Origin of the sequence: Pseudomonas putida (assembly GCA_041879295.1) — a bacterium.
In the GTDB taxonomy this organism is placed as follows: domain Bacteria; phylum Pseudomonadota; class Gammaproteobacteria; order Pseudomonadales; family Pseudomonadaceae; genus Aquipseudomonas; species Aquipseudomonas putida_Y.
Genome location: CP047152.1, coordinates 1,579,204 through 1,591,045 on the forward strand (window position 1 = coordinate 1,579,204; position 11,842 = coordinate 1,591,045).

Consider the following 11,842-nt stretch of genomic DNA (forward strand, 5'->3'; position numbering starts at 1 on the left):
AGAGAGACTCTGTAATGACCGACGCCTTGCGCCTGATCCTCGAAGATGAAGACGGCACCCAGCTGGAAACTTCCTGCACCCGCTTTGCTGTGGTCTGGCAAGGCAAGGAAGTGTGGATTCAGCAGGATGGCCGTGGCCAGCTGCTGATCGGTGTGGATGTCGAGGAAGACGACACCGAGTATGCCAACTTGCTGCTGCGCCCGATGGCCACCAACCTGGTCAGCCTGCAGCTGGAAATGGAACCGGCAGAGCTTGGCGAAGACGACGATCACGTTCATGGCCCTGACTGCGGTCACCACCACTAAGGAAGTCCCTATGCTCGCCCTTGGCAAATTGCTTGAGCTGACCCTCACCGATCACGAACCGGCCGAGAAGACCCAAGTGACACCCAAGGGCGCGCGTTTGCGGTGGCTGGGGGAGGGCGCGCTCGAAGTGCGTCCGGCCGAAAGCGAAGATTGCGGGCTGGACTTACTGTTGTCCGCCGGCATTCATGGCAACGAAACAGCGCCGATCGAATTGCTCGAGCGGCTGCTGCATGGCGTGGCCAACGGCAAGATCAAACCCAGGGCACGGGTGCTGTTCCTGTTCGGCAACCCGGCGGCGATCCGCAAGGGCGAGCGCTTTATCGAGCAGGACATCAACCGTTTGTTCAATGGCCGCCATGAGCTTTCCAGCGGTTTCGAAGCATTGCGTGCTGCCGAGCTGGAGCAGTTCGCCCGGGTGTTCTTCAGCAAGCCGGAGCGCAGCCGCCTGCATTACGACCTGCATACTGCCATCCGCGGTTCGAAGATCGAGCAATTCGCCTTGTACCCTTATAAAGAAGGGCGCAAGCACTCCCGTCGCGAACTGGTGCGCCTGGCGGCGGCAGGTATGGAAGCGGTATTACTGCAAAGCAAGTCGTCCATCACCTTCAGTGCTTTCACCTATGAACAGCTCGAAGCTGAAGCCTTTACCCTGGAGTTGGGCAAGGCCCGTCCGTTCGGCCAGAACGAGCAGGTCAATCTCGACAAGCTCGAAGAGCGGCTGATTCGCATTATCGAAGCTACCGAGCCAGAGGAAGAAAGTTCGCTGGATGGCCTGCAATTGTTCAGGGTTTCCCGCGAAATCATCAAGCACAGTGACAGCTTCCACCTGCACTTGCCGGCGGACATCGAAAACTTCTCCGAGCTGAGCAAGGGTTACCTGCTGGCTGAAGACCTGGCCGAGATGCGCTGGGTGGTCGAGGAGGAGGGCGCACGCATCATCTTCCCTAACCCCAAAGTCAAGAATGGCTTGCGCGCCGGCATTCTGATCGTGCCGGATTCGGGGCAGCGGCTGGGCTGAGAGCGCTGTCGCCTGCAGGCGACAGGGTTTCGGATCCTATCCATGATGAAAACCTTTTAATTCACCGCCTGTTCCATTTTCCCTTCCCTTGAGCGGTAATTGGCTTGCCAGTGGCGAAACACAGGATTTAGCATCCGGTCATGTCGTTTTCGTTTGCATAGCCCGAAAAACCGTCCAAACGATGGCTTCTATCGTATAAACACACTGCATCGAGACTGCAGGACCGATATAATGCGGCCCTTTGCCGTCGTTTCGTCGACGCGTTTGCCCAACAGGGCCGCCGTTTCCGTGGAAGAACCTATGAAAAGCGCAGAAATCCGTGAAGCCTTCCTTCGCTTCTTCGAAGAGCAGGGACATACCCGAGTCGCCTCCAGTTCGCTGATCCCGAACAACGATCCGACCCTGCTGTTCACCAACGCAGGCATGAACCAGTTCAAGGACTGCTTCCTCGGTGCGGAGAAGCGCGCCTACACGCGTGCTGTCAGCAGCCAGAAGTGCGTGCGTGCCGGTGGCAAGCACAACGACCTGGAAAACGTCGGTTACACCGCGCGTCACCACACCTTCTTCGAAATGCTGGGCAACTTCAGCTTCGGCGATTATTTCAAGCGCGACGCCATTACCTTCGCCTGGACCTTCCTGACGTCCGAGCAGTGGCTGAACCTGCCCAAGGAAAAGCTCTGGGTCACCGTCTACGCCACTGACGACGAAGCCTACGACATCTGGACCAAGGAAGTCGGCGTGCCGGCCGAGCGCATGGTGCGCATCGGCGACAACAAGGGCGCCCCGTACGCCTCCGACAACTTCTGGACCATGGGCGATACCGGCCCGTGCGGCCCGTGCACCGAGATTTTCTACGATCACGGCGCGGATATCTGGGGCGGCCCACCCGGCTCGCCAGAAGAAGACGGTGACCGTTACATCGAGATCTGGAACAACGTTTTCATGCAGTTCAACCGCACCGCCGACGGCGTGTTGCACCCGCTGCCAGCGCCGTCGGTGGACACCGGCATGGGCCTGGAGCGCATCAGCGCCGTGCTGCAGCACGTGCATTCGAACTACGAGATCGACCTGTTCCAGAACCTGCTGGCTGCCGCAGCCAAGGCCATCGGTTGCAGCAATGATGGCCAGGCCTCGCTGAAAGTGGTCGCAGACCACATCCGTTCGTGCGGTTTCCTGATTGCCGACGGCGTGCTGCCGTCCAACGAAGGCCGTGGCTACGTGCTGCGCCGCATCATTCGCCGCGCTTGCCGTCACGGCAACAAGCTGGGCGCCAAGGGCAGCTTCTTCTACCAGATCGTTGCCGCACTGGCCGCTGAAATGGGCGAAGCCTTCCCGGAGCTGAAGAGCCAGCAAGCGCACATCGAGCGCGTGCTCAAGGCCGAAGAGGAGCAGTTCGCCAAAACCCTGGAGCAGGGCCTGCGCATCCTCGAGCAAGACCTGGCCCAGCTGAAAGGCGACGTGGTACCGGGCGACGTGGTGTTCAAGCTGTACGACACCTATGGCTTCCCGATGGACCTGACTGCCGACATCGCTCGTGAGCGTGAGCTGACTATCGACGAAGCCGGCTTCGAGCGTGAAATGGACGCCCAGCGTGAGCGTGCCCGTTCCGCCAGCGCCTTCGGCATGGATTACAACAGCCTGGTAAAAGTCGACAGCGCCACCGAGTTCCTCGGTTACGATGCCACTGAAGGCCAAGGCAAGATCATCGCCTTGTACAAGGACGGCCTGTCCGTCGACCAGCTGGGTGAAGGCGAGCAGGGCGTGGTCGTGCTCGACCGCACGCCGTTCTACGCCGAATCCGGCGGCCAGATTGGCGATACCGGCTTCCTGCAGGCTGGCGCTGCACGCTTTGACGTGCGCGACACCACCAAGACCGGCGGTGCCTTCCTGCACCACGGCGTGGTTGCCAGCGGCGCGCTGGTGATCGGTTCGCCAGTCGAGGCCAAGGTCGATGCAGAGGTGCAACACGCCACCTCGTTGAACCACTCCGCCACTCACCTGCTGCACGAAGCGCTGCGCCAGGTGCTGGGTGAGCATGTACAGCAGAAGGGCTCGCTGGTCGACAGCCAGCGCCTGCGTTTCGATTTCAGCCACTTCGAGGCGGTGAAACCAGAGCAGATCAAAGCGCTGGAAGACATCGTCAACCGTGAAGTGCGCAAGAACACTGCCGTTGAAACCGAACTGACCGACATCGAAACGGCCAAGGCCAAAGGCGCAATGGCGCTGTTCGGTGAGAAGTACGGCGACACCGTGCGTGTGTTGAGCATGGGCGGCGATTTTTCGGTGGAATTGTGCGGCGGTATTCACGCCAAGCGCACCGGTGACATCAGCCTGTTCAAGATCATCAGCGAAAGCGGCGTGGCCTCTGGCGTGCGCCGTATCGAAGCCGTAACCGGTGCCGCTGCGCTGGCCTACCTGAACGCTGCCGAGGAGCAGGTCAAGGAAGCCGCGCAACTGGTGAAAGGTAACCGCGACAACCTGATCGACAAGCTGTCGGCTGTGCTTGAGCGCAACCGCCAGCTGGAGAAGCAGCTGGAACAGCTGCAGGCCAAGGCCGCCAGCGCCGCCGGGGACGATCTCTCCAACGCGGCTGTTGAGGTCAAGGGTGCCAAGGTCCTCGCCGCCCGCCTGGATGGGCAGGACGGCAAGGCCCTGCTGGCGCTGGTCGATCAGTTGAAGAACAAGCTCGGCCACGCAGTGATCCTGCTGGGCAGCGAGCATGAGGGCAAGGTTGTGCTGGTGGCCGGCGTGACCAAGGACCTCTCCAGCCAACTCAAGGCTGGCGATCTGATGAAACAAGCCGCTGCGGCGGTGGGTGGCAAGGGCGGTGGCCGTCCGGACATGGCCCAGGGCGGTGGCGTCGACGTCGCAGCTCTGGACCAGGCCCTGGCGCTGGCCGTGCCATTCGCAGAGCAGGGACTTTGAGATGAAGGGGTGGATGGTCTAGTAGCCACACAGGCCACTCCCGTCCACTCCTTCATGTTGGATTGTTATTTGGGGCCCTGTATGGGCTGAGGCACCATTGAAATGGCGTTGATCGTACAGAAATTTGGCGGCACCTCTGTCGGTTCCATCGAGCGGATCGAGCAGGTAGCCGAAAAGGTCAAGAAACACCGTGAAGCGGGCGACGACCTGGTGGTTGTGCTGTCGGCCATGAGCGGTGAAACCAATCGTCTGATCGACCTGGCCAAGCAGATTACCGATCACCCGGTTCCTCGTGAGCTGGACGTGATCGTGTCGACCGGTGAGCAGGTCACCATTGCCCTACTGACCATGGCCTTGATCAAGCGTGGTGTGCCAGCGGTGTCCTACACCGGCAACCAGGTGCGTATTCTCACCGACAGCTCGCACAACAAGGCGCGCATTCTGCAAATCGACGACCAGAAGATTCGTGCCGACCTCAAGGAAGGCCGCGTGGTCGTGGTTGCAGGCTTCCAGGGCGTCGATGAGCACGGCAGCATCACTACCCTGGGGCGTGGTGGCTCTGATACCACTGGCGTGGCCCTGGCGGCGGCGCTGAAGGCTGATGAGTGCCAGATCTACACTGATGTCGATGGTGTCTACACCACCGACCCGCGTGTCGTGCCACAGGCTCGTCGCCTGGAGAAGATCACCTTCGAAGAAATGCTGGAAATGGCCAGCCTCGGCTCCAAGGTGCTGCAGATCCGTTCGGTGGAGTTCGCCGGCAAGTACAACGTTCCGCTGCGCGTGCTGCACAGCTTCAAGGAGGGTCCGGGTACCCTCATTACCATTGATGAAGAGGAATCCATGGAACAGCCGATCATTTCCGGTATCGCCTTCAACCGTGATGAAGCAAAGCTGACCATTCGCGGCGTGCCGGATACCCCGGGCGTGGCCTTCAAGATCCTCGGCCCGATCAGCGCTGCGAACATCGAAGTCGACATGATCGTGCAGAACGTTGCGCACGATAACACCACCGACTTCACCTTCACCGTGCACCGCAACGAGTACGAGAAGGCGCATAGCGTGCTGGAAAACACTGCACGCGAAATCGGTGCCCGTGAAGTGATCGGCGACACCAAGATCGCCAAGGTCTCGATCGTTGGCGTCGGCATGCGTTCACACGCCGGTGTTGCCAGCCGCATGTTCGAAGCCCTGGCCAAGGAGAGCATCAACATCCAGATGATCTCCACTTCCGAGATCAAGGTTTCGGTGGTGCTCGAAGAGAAGTATCTGGAGCTGGCCGTACGCGCGCTGCATACCGCGTTCGATCTGGATGCTCCTGCCCGACAGGGCGAGTAAGGCGCTGCCTGGAAGGGCGCGGCTTGCCGCGCCCTTCGCGTTTCTGCTCGCCGCGCAGGCCCTGTCCTGCCCTGTGCGGCGAGTAACCAGGGCCTTGGTCGTCGTCCGCGACCTTGTCCCGAAATCCAAGACTGTTACCCCTGAATGTTTTGCGTAAGGAGAAAGCTATGTTGATTCTGACTCGTCGGTGCGCCGAGAGCCTGATCATTGGAGACGGCGAGATCACCGTGACGGTGCTTGGCGTCAAAGGCAACCAGGTGCGTATTGGCGTGAGCGCCCCGAAAGAAGTGGCAGTTCACCGCGAGGAAATCTACCTGCGGATCAAGAAGGAGAAGGATGAAGAGCCAAGCCTTTAATTTTTTTGAAGTTTTTTTCAAAAAAAGGGTTGCAAAGGTGAAAGAGGTTCTTTAATATTCGCCTCGTGTTGCGGTGAGGTGGCCGAGTGGCCGAAGGCGCTCCCCTGCTAAGGGAGTATACCTCATAAGGGTATCGGGGGTTCGAATCCCCCCTTCACCGCCATTATTCGCTTAGGGCGCTGTAAACGGCAAGAACGCTAAGTAGTTGATTTTAAACGAAAAAGTTCTTGCAAAAATGTTTCAGCGACCTATAATGCGCGGCAAGACACGGACTCATAGCTCAGCTGGATAGAGTACTCGGCTACGAACCGAGCGGTCGGAGGTTCGAATCCTCCTGAGTCCGCCACTTTTGAAGTGGCTTTGCTTAAAAGCTGCTTCAAACAACCAGTGGTAATCTGGTCTAAAACTACCAATTGCGGACTCATAGCTCAGCTGGATAGAGTACTCGGCTACGAACCGAGCGGTCGCAGGTTCGAATCCTGCTGAGTCCGCCACTTTTTGAAGTGGTTCTGCTTGCAAAGCTACTTCAGTAAACCAGTGGTAATCTGGTCTAAAACTACCACCACGGACTCATAGCTCAGCTGGATAGAGTACTCGGCTACGAACCGAGCGGTCGCAGGTTCGAATCCTGCTGAGTCCGCCACACCCCATCAAAAAGCCCGCTCAATAGAGCGGGCTTTTTGTTTGTGCGCCAATGAATTCTTGATCATGTCGATCTACGCTCTTCTGTAATGATTGCGGTGTAGCTTGGAGCCGCTGTGCGGCCTCAAAAATCAAATGTGCTTTCTCATCCACAACAACCGTCGCACTGATAGCTTCGAGCGTTGTCCCAGCTTTATCACGCAAACGATTGTTCTGGCCAAAAATTTAAGCGATCTGACAGCTTTAGCAGTGTATGATTGCGCCCGTCAGCCCCGCCGGGGCTTGTGGAAAACCACCATGGACTTACCCAGTAGTTACTCGCTAACAAGATTCATACAGAAAGATCTGACCGATTGATTCCCTCGGCGTGCTCCGCTGCTGGGAGTGGAGTTCGCCTATGACTGAAGTAGAAGTTAAAAAAGCGCAAGAAAGCCTGCAGGATCGCCTGGCCCAGGTGGTCGAACTGCTGCAGCGTCAGCGTATGGTCGAAGACCTGACCCATCGCCAGGAAGGCGCGCACAACGACCTGGTGGAAAACCTGGTCCACCGTCAGAACCTCGTCGAGCTGCAGCGCAAGCTCGATGACCTGCACCCCGCCGACATCGCCTATATCCTCGAAGCCTTGCCCCTGGAAGATCGTCTGACGGTCTGGCAACTGGTGCGCTCGGAGCGCGATGGCGACATCCTGCTGGAAGTTTCCGATTCGGTTCGCCAGTCGCTGATCGCCGACATGGACGATCACGAGCTGCTGGCTGCCGCCAAGGAGATGGACGCCGACGAACTGGCCGACCTCGCCCCAGAGCTGCCGCGCGACGTTGTTCACGAGCTGATGGAAACCCTCGATGCCCAGCAACGCGAACGGGTGCGTTCGGCGCTGAGCTACGACGAGGAGCAGGTCGGTGCGTTGATGGACTTCGAGATGGTCACCATCCGCGAGGACGTCAGCCTGGAAGTGGTTCTGCGCTACCTGCGCCGCCTGAAAGAACTGCCGAACCACACCGACAAATTGTTCGTGGTCGATTACGACGGCATCCTCAAGGGGGTATTGCCGATCAAGCGCCTGCTGGTCAACGACCCGGAGAAAAAGGTCGCGGAGGTCATGGCGACCGACCCCGTCTCCTTCCAGCCCGAGGAAGATGCCTACGATGCAGCGCAGGCTTTCGAGCGTTATGACCTGGTATCCGCCCCGGTGGTGGACAAGAGCGAACGCCTGATCGGCCGTCTGACCATCGACGAAATGGTTGACCTGATCCGTGAGGAAAGCGAGAGCGAAGTCCTCAACATGGCGGGTCTGCGTGAAGAGGAAGATATTTTTGCCTCGGTCTGGCGTTCGTTCCGCAACCGTTGGGCGTGGCTGGCAATCAACCTGATTACCGCGTTCGTTGCTTCGCGAGTGATCGGGTTGTTCGAAGGTTCGATTGAAAAGCTGGTGGCGTTGGCTGCGTTGATGCCGATCGTTGCGGGTATTGGTGGCAACTCTGGTAACCAGACCATCACGATGATCGTCCGCGCCATGGCCCTGGATCAAGTATCGCCAGGCAATACCAGCCGCTTGATGCGTAAGGAGTTGGCTGTGTCGCTGATCAACGGCCTGGTGTGGGGCGGAGTGATTGGTGCGGTGGCTTTCTGGCTGTATGGCAGCTGGTCGCTGGGGGTGGTGATGACCGCAGCGATGACCTTGAACCTGTTACTGGCGGCGCTGATGGGCGTGCTGATCCCGATGACATTGGCCCGCTTGGGTCGCGACCCTGCGATGGGGGCGAGCGTGATGATCACTGCTGTGACTGACAGCGGTGGCTTCTTCATCTTCCTTGGGTTGGCTACGCTGTTCCTGCTGTAAGCCGATCCTCCCTGTGGGAGCAATCCCACAGGGGAATGCGATTGCTGCCAGTCAGTCGCCGACAAAAAAGCCAGCTTACGCTGGCTTTCTTGTGTTCGCGCAGGCCTCAGGAAGCGTCTGCGGCCATTTCCACATCGTGAGCGATGAGGGCGACCAGAGCGTTCTGCTGGCGGTGGGACAGTTGGCGGAAGCGCTGCAGCAACTCGCGCTCATGCAGGGACAGCTCTGGGCTGTCCAGACGCATGCTGAGCTCGTCACCCAGCGCGCCTTCCTGGATAAGGCTCTGTTCCAGGCGTGCGATGATCTCGGAGTTCATGCTGCGGTGGTGGTTGCGCGCTACCTCGGCAATGCGCTCACGCATTCCGTCTGGCAGGCGGACGACGAACTTGTCAGCGGTGCGGCTCGAATAAATAGCCTGTTTCATTGGGCGCATATAAATTGACCGGAGTTTGGTTCAGGGGAAGCGGTTCTCAAATTGGCCGCACGGGATGGAAGTACGACCGTGGCGACGACAAAATGTTCAACCGCCAGTGAAAAATGGATGCTCATCTTGCCTCAAGGTCGCCGTTTGCTTGGCGTCAATTATGTGACAAATAGTGAGCCGGATAAAGGCTTTATGCCAGTACCAATTATCAGAAATGAGCACTGGTTTGAAAAGTTTCACATGCTCTGGCTCGCCTGGCCGTCAGTCATTTGCCGTCAACAATTGGTAAAACCCAGAAAAATGCCCGGAAAAGCCCTAGAATGCGCCGGTTCCCTCCATAGAGCATAGTGGCTATGCAACATGACGCAAGCGACCGCCGATCAGGGACAGGCCGGTTGATATTTCTGGTTGGGCCGTCGGGTTCCGGGAAGGATTCCCTGATCGACGCTTCGCGTGAGCAACTGGCCGTCGCCGGGGTAGAAATAGCCCGCCGGGTCATCACCCGGTCGGCCGAAGCCAAAGGCGAAGCTGCCCAAGGGGTCACGCCCGAGCAGTTTGATACCTTGCGTGCGCAGGGTGCGTTTGCCATGCACTGGCGGGCCAATGGCCTGGACTATGGCATACCCCGGCAGGTGGACCAGTGGTTGGCGGCGGGGAGGCCGGTACTGGTGAATGGCTCGCGGGCTTATCTGGCAGAGGCCCGTCAGCGCTATCCGGACTTGCTGGTCGTGTTGGTCCAGGTCAAGCCTGAGGTGCTGCGCCAGCGCTTGCTGGCCCGGGGCCGGGAAACCACAGAAGAAGTGGAGCAGCGCCTGGCGCGCAGCGCACGCTTGCAGGCTGCAGCCGACCCGTCGGTGCATGTGCTGGATAATTCTTCCACGCTGGAGGCGGCGGTCGCTGCATTCTTTTCGCTGCTTCGCAATCAGGGCGTGCTACCGCGGGGATAGCAGCCGCAGAAAAGGATTACGCGAAAAAGCCCAGTTGAGGCATGACAAACGCCAGCATGCTGGTTAACATGCTGGCCATCCCGCTGTGCAGCGCTCGCTGCCGGTCGTAGCGTCTCAGTAGCTCAATTGGATAGAGCATCCCCCTCCTAAGGGGAAGGTTGCAGGTTCAATTCCTGCCTGGGACGCCATTCTTGTCATTCCGATAATTGTCTCCTTTGTCGCCGCCGCGCTGCTGTTAAAGCACCTTCGCTTGGCCAGCTCACTATATCGGGCTTGCTGCTTGTTGCGTTTCATCCTGGTCGCCATCCGCCTTGGCGACCTGCTCTTGCGCTTTCTCCTCCACCTTGCGCTCGATGTTTTCTTTCATGCGCTGGGCGATCAACTCGTCGACTTTTGCTTTCATTTCTGGTGGCAGGGCGTCGTACTCTTCTTCGGTCAGGCCTATCTCACGCAGCAGTTTTTCCTTGATCATCTCGCCAGGCGACTTGGACATGAAGTCGTGAAATTCCTCCCGGGCAGTCTTGGGTGGCAGTGGTTCTCCGATGATCGGCTCGTTGGTCGCAGAACCCAGGTTTTGCAGCATCACCTTGAGTTTGGCAAAAGCTTCTGCACGAGCATCCTCAGCGTTTTGCTGAGCGGTACTGCCTCCGTTCTGCTGTTGGCTCGCCGTGTTGGCGGTGGATATTGGCGTGCGGACAGGCGCAATCTGGGCCATTGCCTGCTCATCGTTGGCGTGCCGAGGCTGATGGAGCGTGGGCTGCCAGCTCACGCCGTTATGGGCAATTATCATGTTTCCTCCTTGGAAATCTCGTTGACAGCTTCCCAGCGCAAAAGCCATGCCAGCATTCTATCGGCCGAAATCAGGGCCTTGGCGCTATTTCCGATACGCGCGGGCGGGCATATGCTTGCCCGTGTCAGGCATGATCTTGCCGCCTGCGGCAATTACCACCACTGTCGGCAGCCCCTTGATCGGAGCGCAGTTGCTGGGCATCAGGGAGAGTGTCCATGAGTCAAGAAACCAGGCCGGTACCTGCCGGCTTCAGTGAACAGCAGTTGCACACCTTGTTCGATTTGATCAGCGATGGCATCTGGGACTGGAATGCCAATACTGGCTACGTTTATCGCAACCCGGGCTGGTACAGCATGCTGGGTTATGCCAGGCACTCCATGGCCAACTCGGTATTTACCTGGGAGAGCGTGATCCATCCTGAAGACTACCCACGGGTAATGGCGCATTTCGAGGCCTATATCAATCAGCGCAACGAGCGCTACTGCATTGAATACCGTTGCCGTTGTCAGGATGGCAGCTACATCTGGATCGAAGACAGCGGCTACATCATCGCGCATAACGAGGACGGTTCCGTGGCGCGCATGCTGGGTGCGCATCGCAATATCGACGCTGGCAAGCGCTTGGTGGCTCAACTGGAGCAGAAGAACCAGTCACTGGAGTTTCAGGTGGCCGAACGCACCCGCGAGTTGTCTCGGGTTAACCAGCAGTTGCAGCGGCAACTGGACGAAAACCGTGAACTGGCCGAACGCGATGCGTTGACCCGGGTCGCCAATCGTTACCGGCTGGAGAGCGCGTTGCACCTAGAGTGCCAGCGCGCCCAGCGCTTTCGCCAGCCGTTGTCGCTGATTGCCATGGATATGGATGATTTCAAACCGATCAACGACCGCTACGGTCACGCCCGTGGCGATTCGGCGTTGGTGCGGGTGGCCGAAAACCTGCGCACCTGCTTGCGCGAACTGGACCTGCTGGCGCGCTGGGGTGGCGACGAGTTCGTCATCGTGCTGCCGCAGACCGCATTGGGGGAGGCGCTGGAGGTGGCAGCGCGCTTGCGCCAGGTGCTCGAGCTAGTGGAGCCGGTGGGGGATTGTCGACTGACCATGAGCTATGGCGTGGTGCAACGGCTGGATGGGGAGGACCAGGACGCGCTGCTGGCGCGTGCCGACAAGGCGCTATACAGGGCCAAGCGGGCAGGCAAGAACGCAATTTCCGAGTAGCGCCCGCTCAGAGATGGCGCTGTTTTCTGGAGGTTTACATGGC

11 protein-coding genes and 5 tRNA genes are annotated in these 11,842 nt (G+C 58.9%); 14 read left to right on the forward strand and 2 right to left on the reverse strand.

What is annotated here, in order from left to right; genetic code table 11:
* The first annotated feature begins 14 nt into the window (after positions 1–14).
* The 10 genes from GST84_07320 (at position 15) to mgtE (ending at position 8,424) form a co-directional block, all read left to right on the forward strand.
* Positions 15–305: a topoisomerase II gene (locus GST84_07320; protein ID XGB12185.1), complete on the forward strand. Its 291-nt coding sequence runs from the start codon at positions 15–17 to the stop codon at positions 303–305.
* A gap of 10 nt (positions 306–315) precedes the next feature.
* Complete coding sequence (gene astE / locus GST84_07325; protein XGB15721.1) at positions 316–1,323, forward strand: succinylglutamate desuccinylase; 1,008 nt, start codon at positions 316–318, stop codon at positions 1,321–1,323.
* A gap of 300 nt (positions 1,324–1,623) precedes the next feature.
* The gene (gene alaS, locus GST84_07330) at positions 1,624–4,248 is read left to right on the forward strand and encodes an alanine--tRNA ligase (protein XGB12186.1); all 2,625 of its coding nucleotides are present in this window, start codon (positions 1,624–1,626) and stop codon (positions 4,246–4,248) included.
* Between the two features lie 102 nt (positions 4,249–4,350).
* Positions 4,351–5,586, forward strand: a complete 1,236-nt coding sequence (locus GST84_07335) for an aspartate kinase (protein XGB12187.1) — start codon at positions 4,351–4,353, stop codon at positions 5,584–5,586.
* Between the two features lie 167 nt (positions 5,587–5,753).
* Positions 5,754–5,942 (forward strand): carbon storage regulator CsrA, encoded by a 189-nt coding sequence (csrA, locus tag GST84_07340; protein XGB12188.1) that lies wholly within the window; start codon positions 5,754–5,756, stop codon positions 5,940–5,942.
* Between the two features lie 72 nt (positions 5,943–6,014).
* Positions 6,015–6,105 (forward strand) — tRNA-Ser (locus tag GST84_07345).
* Positions 6,106–6,211: 106 nt separating this feature from the next.
* Positions 6,212–6,288: transfer RNA gene (locus GST84_07350), tRNA-Arg, on the forward strand.
* A gap of 71 nt (positions 6,289–6,359) precedes the next feature.
* A tRNA-Arg gene (locus GST84_07355) sits at positions 6,360–6,436 on the forward strand.
* Positions 6,437–6,508: 72 nt separating this feature from the next.
* Positions 6,509–6,585 (forward strand) — tRNA-Arg (locus GST84_07360).
* A 396-nt stretch (positions 6,586–6,981) separates the two neighbouring features.
* Positions 6,982–8,424 (forward strand): magnesium transporter, encoded by a 1,443-nt coding sequence (mgtE, locus tag GST84_07365; protein ID XGB12189.1) that lies wholly within the window; start codon positions 6,982–6,984, stop codon positions 8,422–8,424.
* 106 nt (positions 8,425–8,530) lie between these two features.
* Here mgtE and GST84_07370 read toward each other — a convergent pair whose 3' ends face one another.
* A complete protein-coding gene (locus GST84_07370) occupies positions 8,531–8,857 on the reverse strand; it encodes an Arc family DNA-binding protein (GenBank protein ID XGB12190.1) in 327 nt (108 codons plus the stop codon).
* A 69-nt stretch (positions 8,858–8,926) separates the two neighbouring features.
* On the opposite strand from GST84_07370, the gene GST84_07375 reads away from it, so the two are divergent.
* The 3 genes from GST84_07375 (at position 8,927) to GST84_07385 (ending at position 9,983) form a co-directional block, all read left to right on the forward strand.
* Complete coding sequence (locus GST84_07375; GenBank protein XGB12191.1) at positions 8,927–9,196, forward strand: hypothetical protein; 270 nt, start codon at positions 8,927–8,929, stop codon at positions 9,194–9,196.
* 5 nt (positions 9,197–9,201) lie between these two features.
* Entirely contained in the window at positions 9,202–9,795 is a 594-nt protein-coding gene (phnN, locus tag GST84_07380; GenBank protein ID XGB12192.1) for a phosphonate metabolism protein/1,5-bisphosphokinase (PRPP-forming) PhnN, read from the forward strand.
* Between the two features lie 111 nt (positions 9,796–9,906).
* Positions 9,907–9,983 (forward strand) — tRNA-Arg (locus GST84_07385).
* A 74-nt stretch (positions 9,984–10,057) separates the two neighbouring features.
* Here the strand turns inward: GST84_07385 and GST84_07390 are convergent.
* Positions 10,058–10,585, reverse strand: a complete 528-nt coding sequence (locus tag GST84_07390) for a hypothetical protein (GenBank protein XGB15722.1) — start codon at positions 10,583–10,585, stop codon at positions 10,058–10,060.
* Between the two features lie 215 nt (positions 10,586–10,800).
* Between GST84_07390 and GST84_07395 the strand changes: the two genes are divergently transcribed.
* On the forward strand, positions 10,801–11,799 hold the full coding sequence (locus GST84_07395) for a diguanylate cyclase (protein ID XGB12193.1): 999 nt from the start codon (positions 10,801–10,803) through the stop codon (positions 11,797–11,799).
* The last annotated feature ends 43 nt before the right edge of the window (positions 11,800–11,842 follow it).